The 18,548-nt window shown below is 64.4% G+C and carries 18 protein-coding genes; 11 read left to right on the top strand and 7 right to left on the bottom strand.

Features of this window, described 5'->3' with window-relative positions; genetic code table 11:
• Positions 1–59: 59 nt before the first annotated feature.
• From VFZ66_23075 to VFZ66_23050, 6 genes are all read right to left on the bottom strand, one after another.
• On the bottom strand, positions 60–860 hold the full coding sequence (locus VFZ66_23075) for an FAD-dependent oxidoreductase (protein HEX6292089.1): 801 nt from the start codon (positions 858–860) through the stop codon (positions 60–62).
• Positions 861–1,110: 250 nt separating this feature from the next.
• Positions 1,111–1,236, bottom strand: coding sequence for a hypothetical protein (locus VFZ66_23070; protein ID HEX6292088.1), 126 nt, complete (start codon positions 1,234–1,236; stop codon positions 1,111–1,113).
• Between the two features lie 66 nt (positions 1,237–1,302).
• On the bottom strand, positions 1,303–1,662 hold the full coding sequence (locus VFZ66_23065; GenBank protein HEX6292087.1) for a plastocyanin/azurin family copper-binding protein: 360 nt from the start codon (positions 1,660–1,662) through the stop codon (positions 1,303–1,305).
• Position 1,663: 1 nt separating this feature from the next.
• Positions 1,664–1,972: a hypothetical protein gene (locus VFZ66_23060; protein HEX6292086.1), complete on the bottom strand. Its 309-nt coding sequence runs from the start codon at positions 1,970–1,972 to the stop codon at positions 1,664–1,666.
• A gap of 201 nt (positions 1,973–2,173) precedes the next feature.
• Complete coding sequence (locus tag VFZ66_23055; GenBank protein ID HEX6292085.1) at positions 2,174–2,455, bottom strand: hypothetical protein; 282 nt, start codon at positions 2,453–2,455, stop codon at positions 2,174–2,176.
• A gap of 27 nt (positions 2,456–2,482) precedes the next feature.
• Positions 2,483–3,331, bottom strand: a complete 849-nt coding sequence (locus tag VFZ66_23050) for a helix-turn-helix domain-containing protein (GenBank protein ID HEX6292084.1) — start codon at positions 3,329–3,331, stop codon at positions 2,483–2,485.
• Between the two features lie 410 nt (positions 3,332–3,741).
• On the opposite strand from VFZ66_23050, the gene VFZ66_23045 reads away from it, so the two are divergent.
• Together VFZ66_23045 and VFZ66_23040 are read left to right on the top strand one after the other, a co-directional pair.
• A complete protein-coding gene (locus VFZ66_23045; protein HEX6292083.1) occupies positions 3,742–4,272 on the top strand; it encodes a VCBS repeat-containing protein in 531 nt (176 codons plus the stop codon).
• A 79-nt stretch (positions 4,273–4,351) separates the two neighbouring features.
• Positions 4,352–4,522, top strand: a complete 171-nt coding sequence (locus VFZ66_23040) for a hypothetical protein (protein HEX6292082.1) — start codon at positions 4,352–4,354, stop codon at positions 4,520–4,522.
• A 1,146-nt stretch (positions 4,523–5,668) separates the two neighbouring features.
• Here VFZ66_23040 and VFZ66_23035 read toward each other — a convergent pair.
• Positions 5,669–8,299 carry a tetratricopeptide repeat protein gene (locus tag VFZ66_23035; GenBank protein ID HEX6292081.1) on the bottom strand — a complete coding sequence of 877 codons (2,631 nt, stop codon included), beginning with the start codon at positions 8,297–8,299 and terminating at the stop codon, positions 5,669–5,671.
• A 662-nt stretch (positions 8,300–8,961) separates the two neighbouring features.
• Between VFZ66_23035 and VFZ66_23030 the strand changes: the two genes are divergently transcribed.
• From VFZ66_23030 to VFZ66_22990, 9 genes are all read left to right on the top strand, one after another.
• Positions 8,962–10,581, top strand: coding sequence for a vanadium-dependent haloperoxidase (locus tag VFZ66_23030; GenBank protein ID HEX6292080.1), 1,620 nt, complete (start codon positions 8,962–8,964; stop codon positions 10,579–10,581).
• A 119-nt stretch (positions 10,582–10,700) separates the two neighbouring features.
• The gene (locus VFZ66_23025; protein HEX6292079.1) at positions 10,701–12,278 is read left to right on the top strand and encodes a S8 family serine peptidase; all 1,578 of its coding nucleotides are present in this window, start codon (positions 10,701–10,703) and stop codon (positions 12,276–12,278) included.
• Positions 12,279–12,752: 474 nt separating this feature from the next.
• Positions 12,753–13,463 (top strand): hypothetical protein, encoded by a 711-nt coding sequence (locus VFZ66_23020; GenBank protein HEX6292078.1) that lies wholly within the window; start codon positions 12,753–12,755, stop codon positions 13,461–13,463.
• A gap of 87 nt (positions 13,464–13,550) precedes the next feature.
• Positions 13,551–14,135: a hypothetical protein gene (locus VFZ66_23015; GenBank protein ID HEX6292077.1), complete on the top strand. Its 585-nt coding sequence runs from the start codon at positions 13,551–13,553 to the stop codon at positions 14,133–14,135.
• A 213-nt stretch (positions 14,136–14,348) separates the two neighbouring features.
• Positions 14,349–14,744 (top strand): hypothetical protein, encoded by a 396-nt coding sequence (locus tag VFZ66_23010; protein HEX6292076.1) that lies wholly within the window; start codon positions 14,349–14,351, stop codon positions 14,742–14,744.
• A 13-nt stretch (positions 14,745–14,757) separates the two neighbouring features.
• Complete coding sequence (locus tag VFZ66_23005; protein ID HEX6292075.1) at positions 14,758–15,156, top strand: hypothetical protein; 399 nt, start codon at positions 14,758–14,760, stop codon at positions 15,154–15,156.
• A 114-nt stretch (positions 15,157–15,270) separates the two neighbouring features.
• A complete protein-coding gene (locus VFZ66_23000; GenBank protein ID HEX6292074.1) occupies positions 15,271–15,912 on the top strand; it encodes a hypothetical protein in 642 nt (213 codons plus the stop codon).
• Positions 15,861–16,178: a hypothetical protein gene (locus VFZ66_22995; protein ID HEX6292073.1), complete on the top strand. Its 318-nt coding sequence runs from the start codon at positions 15,861–15,863 to the stop codon at positions 16,176–16,178. The genes VFZ66_23000 and VFZ66_22995 overlap by 52 nt, the downstream gene beginning before the upstream one ends.
• Positions 16,179–17,440: 1,262 nt before the next feature.
• Positions 17,441–18,548 (top strand): hypothetical protein (locus tag VFZ66_22990; GenBank protein HEX6292072.1); only part of this gene is annotated, 1,108 nt, incomplete at its 3' end.

The following is an 18,548-nucleotide window of genomic DNA, read 5'->3' as shown; positions in this document are numbered from 1 at the left end:
ACCTGACTCCTTCTCGACCTCGTGTCTGGTCGCTCGTCGGTATCCATGCGGTGTCTCGGCTACGCTGGTAAGCGCCCGCGCAGATCTGCGGCCTCCATCGGCCCCGGCTCCGCGATCAAGCGGCGGGCAGCGTCCACCTGCTCCCAGACGTTCCAGAGCAGCACGCCCCGCACTCGGTCGTCCTGGAGGTAGTAGAGGACGCCCTCACGGAATGGCTCCTTCCAATCAGCGACGATTGTATGGCGGGCGTCAAGCTCGCCTACGGCCTCATAGCCCAGGTCAAACAGATCCGAGTAGAAGAACGGCAGATGCTCGTAGGGCGTGGGATCACCAGCGATGTTTTGTCCCGCGTGCTTGCCCATCGTGAGCGCGTTGTCTTCGTGTTCGACGCGCAGCCGCTTGCCGAGGGCCGGGTTCCAGAAATTGGCGACATCACCGGCGGCGTAGATGTCGGGATGGCTGGTGCGCAGGTATTGGTCCACCACGATGCCGTTGTCGACCGTCAGTCCCGCCCCCTCCGCCAGCGCGGTTGTCGGCTCCACGCCGATTCCGGCGACGACGCCATCGACCAGGAACTCCTTTCCGTCGTTCGTCCGCAATGCAACCTGATCGCCGCGCTCTTTCAGACCCTGCACCGTCTGCCCGGCGAGAATCTCCACGCCCCGGTTCTGGTAATAGTCGTTGAGGAACAGCGCTAGGCCGCGCCCAAAGATCCGCTCGCCGATCCCGGCGTCCGGGAACAGCATCACAACGTCCTTGTCGTTGGTCGCGAGCGCGGCGGCGATCTCCGAGCCGATAAAGCCGCCACCGATGACGGCAAACCGCTTGCCCTGCTCGGTGCGCGCGCAGACTGCGGTAATCGTCGAGGGTACGGAAATAGATCACCCGATCGCCACCCCAGTCAAAGCGGCGGGGCGTGCTGCCGGTCGCCAGCAGGAGCTTGTCAAACGTGGTCACCTGCCCCTGATCGTCGATCACTCGTTTCTGCCTGGCATCCAGCGCCTGCACCCGGCAGCCGAGCATCCACTCGATCCCGTGATCGTCAAGATCCATCCAGACCGATTCGATCGGTTTGCCCTGCCAGAGTCCTTTGCTGAGGAGTGGACGTTGCTAGGGACGCACCTGCTCGGCGCTGATGATACCAAGCGGCATATCGGGATCAACGGCGCGAATACCCTGGACCGCCGCTGCCGCCGTCATGCCGCCGCCGAGAATCAGATAGGGAACGTGTACCATCAGTTCCTCCAAGGCGGACGGAACGACCCACAACGCTGGGAGTCGTCCCGCCCAGAAGTGGGCAGATCAGCGTTCGACCACGCTGACCGTACCCTGCATATCCTGCGCATGGTAGGTACACACGTAGGCATACGTGCCGGGCTGATCGAATGTGATGGTCCCGGATTGACCTGGACGCAGATCTAGTATGGGAACGGTCCCACCAGCGACGCTCACCGCGTGCGAAAAGTTGTCGGTATTGCGCCAGGTCACGGTGGTCCCAACCGGCACCTGGATCGCCACGGGGTCGAATCGATAGCTCGGCGGCATCAGCACCTCTGCGCGCTCGATCGGCGCGTTCGCCGTCTGTGCCGCCGAGGCGCAGCCTGTCAGACCGAGGACCAGCGCCAATCCCAGGATCAACCCACGTGTTCGCGAAGGTTTCATGTCAGGCCCTGACAGCCGTCGCGCGCCGCGTGCTGAGGATGTGCTGCGGAGCACCCACGAAGATCAGGCCAAATCCAACCAGATCCAGCACCTCGGAGATGGTGTGAGCGAAGAGAAAAACGGTCCAGTCGAGGTGGTAGGTCATATAGCACAGCTCAGCCAGCGCGTAGAGCATGAAGCCCCAGCCTAGCAGCGAGGCCGCAGCCTCGAACGAGCGGTAGGCGAAGAACGCGCCCGCGCCAAAGCCGATCAGGTGGACGAGCAGAAAGATCGCTGGGGGGAAGCTATTGATGAATGATCCGAATGGCATGATACTCCTCCTGGTGTTTCCACGCACGTTATGTCGTGCAGGGAGCGTGTCCGTGTTGCGCCTTGCCTACGAGTACCCGCGCCTCCCCAGCGCGTCGGATGTCTGGTATGATGGAGCCACGGCAAGGCAGACTGTTTCGATGCATGGTCCCAACTCGTCGTCGGGCGCGCTGGTGGTACGATCGCCAGCGCGTCCAGGTGTTTATACATCGTGTTCGCTCGCAGACCTCCTTTCGGTCTCGTCGTCGGTCGGCAGAGAAGCTCTGCCCGCGAAGATCCCGACCAGCGTCATCGCCATCCCAGGCAGCGCGACGGCATGCAGCGACCAGCCATCGTGTCCCAGGTACCCATCGACCGCTGCTGCCCACGCGAGGGGCAGCGTGTGATAGAGCAGACCCAGCCCGCCGCCAGCCAGAACCATCATGAGTCCAACCCGCATGAGGCCAGGCAATGTAGCGAATCCCGCGTGCAGACGTTCTACCATCGTCATCCACCTCCTACCGATTCGTGGTTACGCTTGTTCATCCAGCAGAAGGCGCAGATGTTGCAGCCAGTCGTAGCTCCGCCCGCCGCTTGCGAGGGCGCGCAGGGTTGCCTGGGTGTTCGGTCCAAGGACGCGATCGGGATGACTGCCGAGATCCTGGAGTACCGCGGCGAGGGCAATGCTGTGACGAATGTACCCGCTGACCAACTCGACCAGCAGCGCCTGCTGGGTCCGCGCGGCGAGCGTGTCCTCGCGTGGACCGACCTCGCCCGCCAAGACCTCGGCTCCGTCGGAGGCGAGGACCAGCCAGCGGCTGGCGGTCGACACCGTGCGGTAGGGATGGATCTGCCCGCGGCAGCCGCCGCAGGGCGTTGGACAGGCAGTCAGGCACAGAGTTAAAACGTTCACGCCCCGTGCCTCCGCTTCGACGAGTGGCGCGGCGAGAGCGCGTGCCTCGTCGGGCCAGATCGCGACCAACAGCCGCTCCTGGGTTGCATTGATCAGCGAGCGCGCATGCTCAAGCAGCGCCCCATACCCGCGCACTGTTCCGATCTGTGCCTGCTCTGTCGGGGCGGACACTGCCGCCAGCGCCGTGTGCGCGGCCTGGAGGGCGTCTTGAACCCGGTGTCCAAGCCGACGGACAAGCTCGGTCGCAGGCACCGGAGCAAACCGCGCCCCGGTCGTCTCGTCTACCCGAACTACCGCGCCCCGCTCCTCCAGCTTGTGCAGGACAGCATAGATATTGGCGCGCGGAATGCCCGACGCTTTGGCAAGCTCATACCCGTTGAGGGGGCTGCGCCGGAGCAGGGCAACATAGGCCCGCGCCTCGTAGTCGCCAAATCCAAGCTCCTGCAATAATATCGTGGCCTCTGTCATCGCTAACCTTCGATGCGTAGTTGCTCCAACAACTACTATACGATCAAGATACGCCCTGCCTCCTGCGATGGCTACTGTCCTTAAGTCTAGTCCAGACAAGCACGGCTCACTGAGGCCCCCGGGTTCCCGATCGAGGATGGCGTGGCGCAGCGCATGGTCGCCACTACCGCGCTGTATGTCGATAGTCTCATCGCACCGCAGCTTCAAGATCTTGAGCGCAACCAGCCGTTCACCGAGGAACATCGCGCCAATATCCGACCAACGTCCTGGCGGTCCGCACGCATACAAACACGCCCTGAGCTTCGTACACTCTAATACCGCCGCTCACCGTCGCCGGAACGCGACCATCCCCTACGGCCTGTTCTCTGGTATGCGCCTAGGCGGACTCACTTCCAAAGGAGCTGTACACGATGCGACACACCACCCACACCCATCCAGCCCATTGGCTTGCATTAACGTCATTGGCGGTCTTGCTGATCGTGCTGTTCGCCGAACGCGCCTTTGCCCAATCGGCAACGTTTGTCAGAACGGACTATCCCCTGCTCGGAAATACCCACATCGCCGCTGATTTCAACGGCGACGGCAAGCAGGACCTGGCTGGTTCCGGACTCAACGCCGCGTCGGTGATGCTCAATACCGGTGACGGCACCTTCCGGCCAACCGTGAGGTATCCGGTTGCGGGACAAACGCAGGACCTCACCGCTGGAGATTTCAACGGCGATGGCAACATCGATATCGTCGTCACGATCAATACGCTGGAGATCAGCCTGTCCCTGCTCACCGGCAACGGCGACGGCACGTTTAACGCGCCGGTCCATTTTCCAAACACGTCCGGGGCCGACGCCGACACCCCAGCCGAGTTCGGCACCGACCCCGATCCCGACCCGGACCCCGACGCCGACGCCGACCGTGTCGCTGGGGTGCTATCAATCGAGTGCTGATATTTCTTGGGGCAGCTTCGACTGTGAAGCCTCAGCGTCAGGGGGGAAACCAAGTTATACCTTCCGCTGGTATGAATACATGAGTTCGGGCTACGTCTTGATGAAACAGGAGGCGGGCGTCAGCTACAGCATCTACGGGAATGGCTGCCAGACCGGGTCACGACCACGGGTGCAGGTGATCGTGATCGATAGTGCGGGCGCGCAGGCGTCTGCGACAGCGAGTCTCACCTGTTACAAGTATCTCCCGTAATGCCGAGATCTGTCTCTTGCTCTCGACTGGAATTGAGGTATTCGGCGAAGGGAGGGCGAGCGTCCGATGCTCGTCCTCCTTTCACCCACTGCACCTGGTATCACAACGAACGTTCTTGGTTAAGACCCGCTGTACCTACCAGCGTCAGACACGCCGTGGTCTCTGTGAGAAGCGCCGGATGCTGGCTCCGGAGCCAGGATCACGGAAACATCAACGGCCGTCCCATCATATACCTCGACACTCAATAGGATTAAGGCGGTAGTGTCCAGATCGTCGAACAGGCACAAGCACGTTTGGATGCTGCTCGGCGTGGGCGGCGTCTCGCAGCGGCGGACATTCCACGGGATCGGCAGCTGCGGGGTGGGGAGCCGCGATCGCACGACCCCCGCACACGGTCGGCTGCTATCGGATGCTGGCGGCGCAGATCGCTGACCAACTCGGTGATGGCTGATGAGCTGAGGTACTCCAGCCTATCGTCCCACCGCAGCGGCAGATTCTTCGCAAGGATCAGGGGCCGCAGGGCGGTCGTGCGCACCGCCGGCACATCGTCGATGTCTGTTGCCCTATACGCTGGTCGAACTAGGCGAGATAGGTCGCGAGATCGGGCGGCTGGGGGTCGGCATTGTGGAGCGTAGCCATCACACAATCCAATCACTGGGAGCCGGATGCCACTGATCCTGGCACCTGCCTTCCGTCTAGCATATGGCACGGGAGTGGTGTCACGCGAGTCGCCATCTCCATGACCTTTCGGCCCGATCCGTGTTCTCCGCCACCGCTGGCTTGCCGACGGTGTTCTCCGCCACCGCTGGATAGTGCATCAGGCTGGAACGGCGCTGGGCGGTCAGTGACCCGGATGCTCGGCTATGGGAATGGAGGACAGCACAGCGAATGCACCGTTCGAGGATTGTGCGTCCCTGGCGACGCTGCACCGGATTGGGGGGTCGCCACCAGTCCCTCGTGCTGCTGCAAGCGTCGGCTTCCCTGATGATCCGGGTGCTGCCTAATCGTCATGGGACACGGGCTGCGCCGTTGGTGGGCTGATCGGTGGTTGGGGATTGTGCCAGCGGGCAGCGGTGTCGCAACGAGGTTGCCCGCGCGCAGGTCGGGCGCCAGCGCCTCCGGCAGCTCCGTCAGGCGCTCGGCGGGTCACGAGTCCGGCTCGCCCACGCTATGTGCGCTATCTAACGCCGCGAGCGCCTGGCGGGTCTGCTCCGTATCGGGATTCTGCGGCCCTGGCCGTTGCGTAAAGATCGCCAACGCTTGCTCAAGATAGGGCCGCGCTTGCGCAGCTTCCCCTTGGGCATGCAGCAGTTCACCCAACCCCTTTAAGCTCCGGGCCGTGTCAGGATGGTCCGGCCCCAACACGCGCTCCTGAATGGCAAGCGCCCGCACATAATAGCGCTGCGCCTCCGCGTCCTGCCCTTGCTCATTGAGTACGAAGCCGAGGTGGCTAAGGCTCATTGCCGTGTCGGGATGGTCCGTGCCGAACACCCGCTGCCGGATCGCCAACGCCTGCTCATGGTAGTGCTGCGCCTCCGCGTACTGGCCTTGGGCGGCGAGCGCCACGCCTAGGATCGTGAGGCTTTCGGCAGTTTCATAATGGTCGGTCCCCAGCACGCGCTCCTGGATCGTCAACGCCCGCTCCAGGTAGTGCTGCGCCTCCGCGTACTGCCCTTGCGCGGCGAGGACCTCACCCAGGTTCGTGAGGCTTTGGGCGGTACTGGGATGGTCGGCTCCCAGCACGCGCTCGTAGATCGCCACCGCCCGTTCATAATAGCCCTGGGCGGCTGCGTACTGCCCTTGCGCCCAGAGGATCACGCCTACGTTGTTGAGACATTGCGCCGTACCGGGATGGTCAGCCCCCAGCACGCGCTCCTGGATCGTCAACGCCTGCTCCATGCAGCGCTGCGCCTCCGCGTACTGGCCTTGCTTCCAGAACACGTTGCCCAGGCCATTGAGGCTGCGGGCCGTGTCGGGATGGTCCGTGCCCAGCACGCGCTGCCAGATAGTGAGCGCCTGCTCAAAATAGCCCTGGGCGGCTGCGTACTGGCCTTGGACCCAGAACACGTTGCCCAGACTGTTGAGAGTCCCTGCGGTGTCGGGATGGTCAGGACCGAGCACACGCTGCCGGATCGCCCGTGCCTGGTCCAGGCAGCCCTGCGCTTCCCCATAGGCACCGAGTTGCAAGAGATGCACGCCTAGCGCATTGCGTAACGCCGCCGCGCGGGCATCCGCACGGGCCTGGGCTGCCTCGGTGAGGAAGCGGAGATGCGGCTGGAGGGCGAGCAAGGGGCGAACATTATTCGTCTCGTTCAGGGCATCCGCCACCTGCAGCATCGTCGCTTCCACCGCCGCCTGCGCCATGTCGTGTCCCAGCACCGCCTGCACAAAGGCCACCACCAGCCGGTGCATGCGCAGACTCCCCGCGGCGTCGGTGTCGAGCAGCCCCAGGTCACTCAGGCGCAGCAGGGCATCCTCGGCCAGCAGCGTGCGCTCCGCGTCATCCTCGGGCAGATGGAGCGTTTGGAGGACGAACCACCGCGGGATCGGCTCCCCCGGCGCGAAGGAGGCAGCATAGGTCAGGAGTGTCAGTGCCAGCGCGTCGGTCGGATCAGCCGGATCAAGCCGGGCGTAGCTCTGCTCGAAGGTGCGGGCCACATGCTGCACATGCTGGGTGGGCGACAGCCCCGCCGCCTGCAAGGAGCGATCGTCGAGGATCGTCGGAATGTGCAGGCGTTCAAGATACTGGGCCGGGGTGAGCGCATGATGGTAGCGCGCCAGAAAGCTCCCCGCGAGATGGAGCGCCAGCGGCAGATCGCCCAGTGTCTCAGCGATCGCCGCCACGTCGGCATCATCCGCTGGCAGATCGACGCGGAACTGCCGGAGCAGGGTGATGCTCTCCTGGCGGGGCAGCACGTCCAGGGGTAGTGCCTGCACGCCCAGCGCCGCGTCCCAATGATGACGGCGACTGGTGACGAGGATGCGGCAGCCGCCATGCGTCGGGCGCCACGCGCCCAGGAGCGCCTCGTCCTCGCAATTATCGAAGACCAGCAGCCGGGGGAGCGCGCGCTCCCACGCCGCCCGCACGAGGTTCACCTGCGTCGCGAGGGGCAGTCCATCAAACTCAGGACGGAGATCCATGCCGGCGCTGCCGCCACAGGCCGCGATTTCCGCAGGCACCGCCGCGGGATCGGCAAAACTGAGCCAGAACACGCCGCCGGGAAAGAACGGCCCATACCGATGGACGAACTCACACGCCAGTTGCGTCTTCCCGATCCCACCGAGGCCGGTCGCCGCCGCGATCTCCACCTGTCCAATCGCCGCCGTCCCACTCACCGTCATAGCACGGGCTAACTGGCGGAGATCGGCATCCCGTCCCACGAACAGCGGATTGCGGCTGAGCGGCATCCGCGAGCCGGGTGGCAACGGCGCAGGTGGCGGCACCGTGTCCAACGGCAGCGGTGCGATCGGTAGCTGCGTGGGAGCCTGCGGACCGGGAACGCCAGGAGCGAGGATCGGCGGTAAGCGATCGGGGCTGCGCTCCCCACGGGCGACCAGGAGAAACACCGCCCGCTCGTCGGGGGCCAGCCCCAGGCAGGTCGCCAGCCGTTCCGCCAGCCCGCGCGAGGGCCGCTGGAGGTCTGCTTCCTGTTTGCGGATCGTGATTTCGGCGCAGCCCACGCAGTGCGCTAAGGCGGCCTGGGTCAGGTCGAGGGCTTTGCGCCGACGGCGAATCCACGCCCCGAGCGATAGCTCATGCTCACCATCCTCTGGCATAGCTTGTTCTCCCCAAGGTAGGAGCGACACCTGCATCCGGTGCCGACATCCGGGGCAGGGTGGGGGGATCAGGGTGATTATACACGGCTTCCGTCCGCAGCGGGAGTCGCAGCGCGATCGCCGAACCTGGCCCGATGTCCCTTAACTCTATCGTAACGCTATCGCTTTTGGATCGGAAACCGTTCGCACAAGGTGGCAGAAATCTGGTGTACTACTGCTAGCGGAACTGCGCTCGCGACTCGTTCCCGCAAGGAGGTGCTACACCGGGCAGGGGGTCTACCGTCACGTCCACGGGGATGTCCTGTCCGTCCCAACGATGCACCGAGTATCCAGCCCCGTTGGTCGTGGATGGACGGCGATGCTCCGCGCCGCCGGAGGACGTGCGATGCGTCCGGCAGCGCGAGAAAGGAGTCAAGCGACCGCATTCGGCATACCATCGGCTCATCCGTCTCGTGTTCGGTGATCAATCAATCGAGGGGGAGACAGCTATGCACGCGCCCGCTCAAGATGACCCCACCGCTGCCGCTCCAGCGGCATCCCCATCGCCTCAGGCGTCGTCGCCGGATCGTGAATCAGTCCCATCGGAGAGCGTTCCTCACCACGCTTCGCACCCGGCGATCAGTCGCCGCCTCTTTCTTGGTCGGGTTAGCTCGCTGACCGCCGTGATCTCGGCGACCGCTGCCGGATTTACCCTCAACGTCCTGCCGCAGACCGCCAGCAGCGCCGTCGCCGCCGAGATCGGCCCGCTCCTCGGTGCCGCCCGTGCCGACCGCGCCCGCCAGATCCGCGTCGCCGCCGCCGATTTTCAGCGCAGCCAGCCGCTCGGCACGCACCCCGATAACGGCGACGAGGCCCGCTATGCGAACAAAATCGCCAGCTCGACTAAAGCCCTGCCGCACAACACGCTCGGCGAAGTCAATCTCACATCGTACAACCAGTTAATTACCGCGCTGCGGACCGGCAATGCCGCCGATTTCGAGGCGATCACGCTCGGCGGCAGCCGCCCGCTGGTCAATCCGCAGGCGTCCTACCACTACACGCTCGAAGGCGCGGACTCGCACGCCCTGGATATTCCGCCCGCGCCCCAGTTTGCCAGCGCCGAAGCCGCCAGCGAGATGGGCGAGTTGTACTGGATGGCGCTCGCCCGCGATGTGTACTTCGACGATTACGCAACCGACAGCACGATTGGCGCCGCCGTCACAGATCTCAATCAGTTCAGCGCCTTTCGCGGCCCGTCACCCGTCACGCGCACCACCATCTTCCGCGGCACGTCGCCGGACTCGCAGGTGGGGCCGTATGTCTCGCAATTCTTGTATCGCGAGGTGCCGGAAGGCGTGCAGACGACCGTCCAGCGCAATCTGGTGCCGCTCCCGGGCACGACCAACGATTTTCTGACCAGCTATGCCGAGTGGCTCAGCATCCAGAACGGGAATCTGCCGACGCGATCGACCAGCTACGACAGCACCCGGCGCTATATCCGCAACGGGCGGGATCTGGCCGAATATGTCCACTACGATTACCCGTTCCAGGCCGCGCTCAACGCGGCGAATATCGTGGTCAACGCGCTGACGGGCCTGGCCTTTGACAATGATCCGAAGTACAGCCCGCGCGCCTACGACAGCCGCAATCCGTACCTGGGCTATCGCAAACAGTCGGGCTTTGCGACCTTTGGCAACGCGGATCTGCAGGTGCGGATCGCCAAGGCGGCGCAGTACGCGCTGGATCATGCCTGGTACCAGAAGTGGCTGGTCCACCGGCGGCTGCGCCCCGAGGAGTTCGGCGGGCGGATTCATAATAATAAGACCGGCGTGACCAACTACCCGATCGACCCGGAGATCCTGTTCTCGGAGGCGGTCAACTGGACCGTCAGCCGCTACGGTACCTACCTGCTGCCGCAAGCGTTCCCCGAAGCCGCGCCGGTCCACCCGTCGTATCCGTCGGGCCATGCGGTGTTCATCGGGGCCGAGATCACGATGCTGAAAGCCTATCTCAAGGAAGATTTCGTGATCCCGAATCCGGTGATCGCGAGCCGGGATGGGCTGTCGCTCGTGCCGGTGACGGGCGTGACGCTGACGGTGGGGAACGAGCTGAACAAGCTGGCGTGGAACATCGCGCTGGGGCGGAACTTCGGGGGCGTGCATTACCGCTCGGACGCGCGGGAGGGGCTGTGGCTGGGCGAGCAGGTGGCGATCCGCCTGATGCAGGACCTGAAAACGCTCTATACCGAGCCGTTCTCCGGCTTCTCGCTGACCAAGTTCGACGGCTCGACGGTCGTGATCTAATGCCGCGCTGCGCGCCACGCGCCGTCGTGCGCGGGGTGCAGACGCGGGAAGGTTGAAGCGATGCAGGAGCTACCGCTCCCAGGGGGCGGCGCCTGCGGAAAGGGATCGGTAGTACTATCATGCTGACACGAATCATGACCCTGGTGGCGATTGTTGGGACGTTGCTTGCACCGAGTATCCCCGCGACCGGGACGCCCGGAACGACGACTGGCTCTAGCACCAACTCATCGCCATCGAGCCAAGATGTTCGCGACCACTACATTATCGTGGTGCAGGCGGGGCGCGATGCCCGCGCCGTGGCAACGGCAGCCGGCGTGACGCCGCACCACGTCTATCGGCGCGTGCTGAATGGCTTTGTCGCCACGCTCACCGCCGCCCAGCGGATGGCGCTCCAGCGCCATCCCGACGTGACGCTGATCGAGGCGGACCAACTCATCGCAGCCACCGCGACACAAGCGGTTGATCCGGCGAGCGGGTTGTGGGGCCTCGACCGGATCGACCAGCGGGCGCTGCCGCTCTCGGGCAGCTACACCTACGGGCTGACGGGCGCGGGCGTCACCGCCTACCTGATCGACAGCGGCCTCCAGGCGAACCATCCGAACTTCGGCACCCGCGCCCAGAACGCCTACGATGCCTTGGGTGGGAGCGGCACGGACTGCCACGGGCACGGCACGCATCTGGCGGGCATCGTCGGCGGCACGACCTATGGCGTTGCCAAGCAGGTCAATCTACGCGGTGTGCGGGTGCTGGACTGTGATGCGCTGGGGACCGTCTCAAATGCCATTCGCGGGATCGATTGGGTCGCGGCGAATGCGGTCAAGCCCGCCGTCGCGACGATCGCCTTCAGCCCGGTCAATCTCGACAGCGGCAACAGTGGGACGCTTCAACTCGCCATCGAGAATCTGATCAGCGCGGGCATCTTCGTGGCCGTGTCGGCGGGCAACGGCAATGTCGATGGCTGTACCCTCCCACCGGCCAACGTCGCCGCCGCGTTCACGGTTGCCGCCAGTACCCGCACGGATTATCGCGCATCCTTCTCGAACTATGGCGCGTGTGTGGATAGTTACGCGCCTGGATCGGGTATCACCTCCGCCTGGATCGGCAGCACGACCAACACGCTGAGCGGCACCTCACAGGCGACCGCTTTTGTCGCGGGCGTGGCGGTCCTCTATAAAGCCCGCTACGGCGATCAGGCCCAAGCATCCGTTAATTCGTGGCTCATCTCGAATGCGACACCGAATGTCATTCAGGGGAATGTCGGGACCACCCCCAACCGCCTCCTGTATGTGAACTTGCCGCCCCTCCCGACGCCGACCCCGACCCGGACCCCAACTCCCACGCCGACCCGGACCCCAACTCCCACGCCGACCCAGACTCCCACGCCGACGGCCACGCCCTCTCCATTGAGTGTCACCGCCGTGAGGTGTTGGAATAATGGCTTTTCCAACCCGTATAACAGTGGAACGTATGAGTGTCATGGATCGGTCTCCGGTGGCACCGGCACCTACGTGTCCTACCGCTGGACTGAGCAGTCGACGCTCTCCGGCACCGAGCACTCCTGGACCACCTCCGGCCCAGACACGAGTAACACATGCACAGTCGGGATTACCTACTCGATCCGGCTGACCGTCACCGATAGTGCCGGAGCGACCGCCTACCGCCAAACGTCATTCGCCTGTAGATCCAGCGCGGAGTAAGCGGCACCAGGCGACGCAGCGCACACGGGATGCGCCGGTGACTCGTTCCTGAAAGGAGGTGGAGCAACCAACAATACTGCATGCTGTCACCTCCACGGGCGTATCCAGCGCTCGATCGGTGTGATCGAGCGCTGACCCGCTCTCTGGCACGGATCAACTGGCTCGGTGTGCGCAGGTGATCTCGGCTACCGAGATCACCGCCCAGACCAGCCCGTAGCTTGCACGCCCTTCACAGGCAGCTTCAGCAACCCTCACCGATGACCCTGATCACGCCCGCATCGGCTCGTGATGCGGCATGGTGGCGCACCGCATAAGCCGATGGTCCTAGCCTGGACATAGGCATACACGCCTCAATATTGGCAGTTAGCTAGCGACAACAGCGCCAGTGCCTTCGGTATGCTAGGCAGAGATACCCGGACCCGGGCTGGCGGTGCCACGTTGGCATCGACCGGATCATTCGCGTGAGAGAACTGTATGCTCTATCATCTGCCGCACCACCTGCAGGGATCTGCCGACACGATCACGGCGGAACTATCCCGGCTTGCCCAGCATGCCGGTCGCGTCCCGATCACGACGATCCACGTCGGCCCGCCGTACCGCAAAACGGCCGATTCTGCGACGCTCATCGAGGTACCGGATGCGCTGCACACGCTGTTTGAGGAGCGTATTGTGCCGGTTCTTGTCGGGCCGGATGTCAGTGGCGTGAACGAAATTGCCCCGATCACGCTCCTCCCGGAATGGACCCACCAGGCCCAACTGCGCCCGACCGTGGATGCCCAGCCGCTCGATGCGACCGTGTTGGCCGAGTGGACATCGGTGTGCCTCACGCTGGAGTGGATGCCCGGCAAGTGTCGCGGCATTGTGCGCTATTGCGCGGAGGATGTTCCCCGCCTGGAACAGCTCAAGACTCGCGGCTGGATCGTCACCCCACGCCCAAAACCCCTGATTCATGTTTGGCTCGGCTCCTGCGCCACCACCTTGCAGCCAACCCTGGGACTATCTGGGACGCACGTGCCGCAGATCCAGGCTCCGCTGCCCGAACAGACCAGCGGAGCAGTGAGCGCCAAGTCACTGCACGCTGCACCAGCGTCCCCTCTGCCTCACGGAAGCGTACTCGCCGACGCCGATGCGCCGGGCCTCCGCCTCGGCACGACGTCGGACGGAAGGAGCGTGCGCCTGGCCTAGCGTGCCCAGCAGCTTGCCGTCCTGGCACCGATCGATCGCCAACGGCTGGTCGCGCATGCCCTGGTGGATCGCGCGTTTGGGAGCGGCATGGCGGTTATCGCCGTCGTGCCGCGCGCCGTGGCCGACGCGGGGACTTTTGCTCCGTGGTCCACGCGAATGCGTCTCCTCGACGGCGCCAATCAGTGGCAGAGCGCGGCCCCGCCCTGGCGCTCGATCCCGCGCCCAGCCTTCGTGGACGCCTTAGCGCGGGTTGGGATCACCAAGGCACTCCCGGACGCGCTCCCCGAAGACTTAGGCGAGCTGCTGCACCAGCTCGGTGCTTCGCAGTTCTGCACCGAGCTGGTCCTCGGTCTCACCGCGCTCCCTGGCGATGATTTGCCTGGCGTGATTGCCACGCGGGGTGGCGTCCTGCTGCTGGTCGTCGACCAGCAGGAGAGGGATCTCCTCGCGGTGCCTGGCGGTCCAAGCAGCACGAGGTGCTGGCGGGCCAGCAGCGCGATGCAGGCGGCACGCACCGCCTCGTCGTGGCCGAGCAGGTGGCCACAGATCTCCTGTTCGACGGCGTGCAAGCGCGTGAGCGCGGCCTGGATGGAGGCGAGATCTGGCGCGCCGCTGGGCAGCGGGCCGTCGGCGGATGTGGTGGGAGCACGTGCCATACCGGGTAGTCCTTGATGTACTGCGGTGCTGGGTGGCGGCGGACACATGCGCATCCGTACCAGATAGAAATATACTATGATAGATGATAGTTATCAATACAAAGTTTTATAATACTACAATCATTGTCGCATGCTCGCTTCGGTCTCATGCTATACTTGTGGCTCAGAGACACGGGGTACTGATCTGCTCGCTCGTCCGGGGTACGCGCAGCGCTGGAGCGACACACCGATGGCTGAGGATCGCGTAACCATCTCGATTGCCGCATCGCTGAACCGCCGGATCGGGCGCGTGGCCGATCGGCTCCGCGAGCGCGAACTGCTCTTTGGGGGCGATCCCGCGCCCCGCCGCACCCAGCTGATCATCGCCCTGCTCGAAGCCGGCCTGCAGGAGGCGCAGCAGCTCCGCCAGCAGGGGCAGATCCCGCCCGCGGTGCGACGGCGGTACCCGGAGCCGGGCACGACGGTCGCCGTGCCGCGCGCCTTACAGCAGCGGCTCCAGATCGAGTGCCACGCCCGGACCAACGAACTCCCGCCGGCGGAGCGGCAGACCGTCGTGGTGCGCCACCTGGTCGACACGATCTTAACCGCCGCTGTGGAGCGCTACGAAGCAGCGCTCGCGGAGTGAAACGGAGCATGGGATGACCGACATCACCGACTATGAAAGCCAGAATCCGCGGGTAGCGCTGCCTAAGGCGGTCTTTCTCCGCGCGGAGCTAGCCGCGCTGCGCCGTTCACGCGAACAGGAGCGGCGGGTCACGCGCCGGGAGGTCGTCGAGGCGGCGATCCGCGCGTATCTCACGGAGGCCGAGCAGGCCCGCGCGGCGCAGCAGCCCATGCACGCCGAGCGCGTCGTGATTCGCTCGGGGTCGCCGACGGTGCGCATCAGCGCGGCGGTGCGCGCGCAGCTCGCGGCGGAAGCGCGGCAGCAAGCGATCGAGCAGCAGCAGGACGTGGCGGTCGGGCAACTCGCGACGGCGGCGGTGACGCGCTACCTCGACGACCTCAACGTGCCGTTCCCGCAAGAGAGCGGGACATAGCAGTTTGGTCGGCGCGATCACGCGGAGGCGCGGGATCGTACCCTTCGCGCCTATTGACGACTGTAATTCACAGTGGTACAACGCTGCTGACGGTCCATCAGAAAGGACGCAGCAATGCCACGCCTCACCCCGCAGGAGTCGCCGGATAAGCGTCCGGTCGCCAGTTGGTCGACGGGCAAAGAACGGCTCGATAGCGATAGAACGTTTCGCGGCTGGTTCATCGACGTGGGTCTGGACGACCGGCTCGACGCCGCCGGCTGGGAGCAGGGCACCCTGGGCCATCTCGGCGGCAAAACCGGCCTGCATTGGCTGCTGCCCGCGCCCTGCCCGCTCTATATCCTCATTCAGGGCATCCCCTATACGACCATGTCGGCGCTGGTGAAGACCGATGTCTCGTACAGCGGCCTCAAAGCCTGCTGGCCGCCCGAAGGCCGCAGCGTCCTCGGCTTCCAGGCGCTGCATCCCGATCTGCTGGCGGCGGGGTATCAGGAGCCGATCCCGTTCTCGGTGAAGTCCACCTCGACCGACGATCTGCTGGCCGCACTGCTCAAGCACCATGCGATCCTGGATGCCTGCGAGGCCGCGGCGAGCCGGAAGGGAACGCCGCGCACGTTCGAGTTCCCGACCCGCAGGCGACCAGGCTCGCCGCGGCGATTCGGATCAGTGAGCCGCGCCCGAGATGGCTGGCCACCTGCGAGGAGACCGTGCAGCACTGGCGGGAGTTGGCCGGGGAGATTCCGGCGCCCGGCACGGTGACGGCGACGGACATCGCCGGCCTGCGCTTCCTCCAACAGCGCTTTGCCACCACGCTGACCCGCGATTCCCTGGCGGCCGGCGTAGGGATTCGGCGCAGCTTGTTCCACGCCATTTCGGATGGGACGATCCACCCCGAGATCGGCCCCGACGAGGTGCCCGCGCCGCTGCGGCCGTATCTGGACGCGGTTGCACCGGCGGATTGGCTGACGCACGCTGCCGTCGAGGTGGAGCAGGCATATCAACACCAGCACGGAACCTCGATCTGAGGAGGCCGCTGAACCCACCCCGATCCCCCAACAGTCCCGCTCGTGGCCTAGCCCTCAATCGGCACGTATTGGCAGATAACGCGGGATTCCCAATGCCCGTGTCGAGGTATCCCGGTGCAGAGGGTCGGCATGCACGCGTGCTGGTCCAGCAGCAGCGAACACAGCACAAGGAATCGACGATTGACCGCGCACGCAGCTGATCCCCACCCATCACCAGCGGCTCCGCCAGCACCGGAGGCGCGGCACATCGATCTGGTGGTCTTCGGCGATCACCGGTTGGGGATGCCCCAGCAGGTGGCCCAGGCCGCGACGCTGTTTCAGCAGCAGTTTGGACGTCCGCCGACGGTCGTGTGCCTGAGCCCCGCGGCTGTCCAGCCGCCGTACCCGGTGCAGGTGCGGGCGCAGATCCCCGCCGGCTATCTATGGGTCGCTGGCGCCGTCGCCACCCGCGCCCCGCGCGGAGCCACGGCCCCGTTGCCCTGGGCAGCGGCGGCACCGCGCGGACCCCGGGTCGGGCAGCGATCGTGACCCTGCCGATCAGTCAGCGGGAGGGATAGAACCGGATTATACCGATAATCTATCTTCTTCACCATAACGCACGAAAATCCGAGAGCGGGTGCGCGGGACACCTTGCTCAGTCACGCGTTTGACTGCCTCGATCTTGAACTCACGTGTGTAGGCGTTGCGGATTGCCATCGCGTCACTTCATCAGCTTACGATTGTAGGCTACGTGTGGTACCCCCGAAACCGGGGGCAGCTCGGGCAGCGCAGTCAAGGCGTATTCACGTTGCGCACGATCAACGTAGCGTACTGCGCGGCGGAGGGTCACTTCACTCGGGACACGACCACGCGCTGGATGAAACGTGGCGACGAGTGGACGCAGCATGATGCTGCGTTCACTGAGCAATGGCAGAAATTGCCCGTTGATGGCTGAGAATCGCGGTGGCACTGACACCTACATGAACGTCCACTCCCTTTGTTCGCCGTGTGTCTGGTGCGGATCTGGGATGTGCTGGAGCATATCAAGGAGCGTGCTATACTGGCGGTAGTCCATGGTGGTCCTCCCTGCGAAGTTTGGTCACTTGCAAGGATACCACCCGATGGACGACGACGTTGACGGAGCCCTGATGCAGGAGCACGTTTGGAATACCGGATATTGACGGATGAACGATGTTTGACTGTCGTAGCCCCTGTATCGCCACCCATCGGTCGTTGCGTAAGCGCCTATCCGTCTGTTGAAGTGCGACTGAAAGAGGGTCACAGTGAGTACAAAACATCAACGTACACCAACGGAGCAGAACCGTATGCCGACTCACCATGTTCGACCTGAGTCCGGACAGACAGACCATTTGTCGGACATGGAGCGGACTGATGGTGCGACCTCGATCGTCACGCAGCCAGAGCGACTCCACCATGTGCACCAACCGCAGCAACAATCAGCCTTACGCCAGGCACAGCAGACGTATGGCAACCAGCATGTGCAGCGCTTGGTGTCCCAGGCACCGACGATACGGCGTGAAGCCGTTAAGGGAGCACCTACTAACTCCGGGCCGAATCCCGAACAGATCCAACGCGAGACCGAGACGCAGCTAGGTGCCGATGAGTTAACAACGCGCATCGCCCGCTGTATCGGGATCTGGGAAACTAACCGTGGGAAAGACGACCCGGCACCCAAGGAGTCAAGTCTCGACACGGTTGCCGGGGTTGCTGCCAGCATGGCGACGATCGAACAGGCTACCATGCCATACGCTGTCACTGCGCTCAAAAATCACAAGTCGTTGCGCGACAAGGCAAACCCACCACTGACGATGAAGGAACTCAACGCAGCCGAGGCGCGCTGCAACGCCGTCGTAAAGCTGCTCACATTGGTCGGCAGCGCCGCGGCACAGGACACCCAGCCGGACGACTTCATCCAGAACCATGCTGCCGCCATAGCGGCGACCGGCCTGAGCAACGACGACGTCAAGACCATGTTCAGCGCCGTCGGCCTTAAAGCCACCATCGACGCAGCAAACGTCACGGTGAAGAGCAAAAAGAAAAAAACGGCAGACCTGATCGACGCGATCCCAGAGGCCGAGCGCCTGGGCCTGGGCCGAGGTAGTCTCAAGGCATACATCGAAAAACCCGTGAAATGGGGCGAGAACCGGGCTGCCTGGCAGCGCAAGGCCGTTGCAGCGATGCCCGACAATATAGGCGCTCGCATTGAGGCCGTCGCTGTGTCGGACACTGGTACCGGGCTCGCCATCCCGGTCATCAGGGCGCGGGTAAATACCGAGCTGGCCAAGAAACCTGTGCCGAGCGAAGTAGAGATCGTCAAGACCGTTGCGCAACAGAATAATCCGAACGAGGCGAATTACGGGCAGCACGTCT

This window comes from Herpetosiphonaceae bacterium (assembly GCA_036374795.1).
Lineage (GTDB): Bacteria > Chloroflexota > Chloroflexia > Chloroflexales > Kallotenuaceae > LB3-1.
This window is presented reverse-complemented; position numbering and strand designations above follow the sequence as displayed.

Excerpts from the sequence above, each read along its gene's own strand:
- VFZ66_23040 (HEX6292082.1), top strand. The coding sequence starts at position 4,352 with ATGAGTTCGGGCTACGTCTTGATGAAACAGGAGGCGGGCGTCAGCTAC.
- VFZ66_23005 (HEX6292075.1), top strand. The coding sequence starts at position 14,758 with ATGACCGACATCACCGACTATGAAAGCCAGAATCCGCGGGTAGCGCTG.
- VFZ66_23065 (HEX6292087.1), bottom strand. The coding sequence starts at position 1,662 with ATGAAACCTTCGCGAACACGTGGGTTGATCCTGGGATTGGCGCTGGTC.
- VFZ66_23045 (HEX6292083.1), top strand. The coding sequence starts at position 3,742 with ATGCGACACACCACCCACACCCATCCAGCCCATTGGCTTGCATTAACG.
- VFZ66_23055 (HEX6292085.1), bottom strand. The coding sequence starts at position 2,455 with ATGGTAGAACGTCTGCACGCGGGATTCGCTACATTGCCTGGCCTCATG.
- VFZ66_23015 (HEX6292077.1), top strand. The coding sequence starts at position 13,551 with ATGGCGGTTATCGCCGTCGTGCCGCGCGCCGTGGCCGACGCGGGGACT.
- VFZ66_23010 (HEX6292076.1), top strand. The coding sequence starts at position 14,349 with ATGGCTGAGGATCGCGTAACCATCTCGATTGCCGCATCGCTGAACCGC.
- VFZ66_23025 (HEX6292079.1), top strand. The coding sequence starts at position 10,701 with ATGCTGACACGAATCATGACCCTGGTGGCGATTGTTGGGACGTTGCTT.
- VFZ66_23035 (HEX6292081.1), bottom strand. The coding sequence starts at position 8,299 with ATGCCAGAGGATGGTGAGCATGAGCTATCGCTCGGGGCGTGGATTCGC.
- VFZ66_23060 (HEX6292086.1), bottom strand. The coding sequence starts at position 1,972 with ATGCCATTCGGATCATTCATCAATAGCTTCCCCCCAGCGATCTTTCTG.
- VFZ66_23070 (HEX6292088.1), bottom strand. The coding sequence starts at position 1,236 with ATGGTACACGTTCCCTATCTGATTCTCGGCGGCGGCATGACGGCGGCA.
- VFZ66_23000 (HEX6292074.1), top strand. The coding sequence starts at position 15,271 with ATGCCACGCCTCACCCCGCAGGAGTCGCCGGATAAGCGTCCGGTCGCC.
- VFZ66_23020 (HEX6292078.1), top strand. The coding sequence starts at position 12,753 with ATGCTCTATCATCTGCCGCACCACCTGCAGGGATCTGCCGACACGATC.
- VFZ66_23050 (HEX6292084.1), bottom strand. The coding sequence starts at position 3,331 with ATGACAGAGGCCACGATATTATTGCAGGAGCTTGGATTTGGCGACTAC.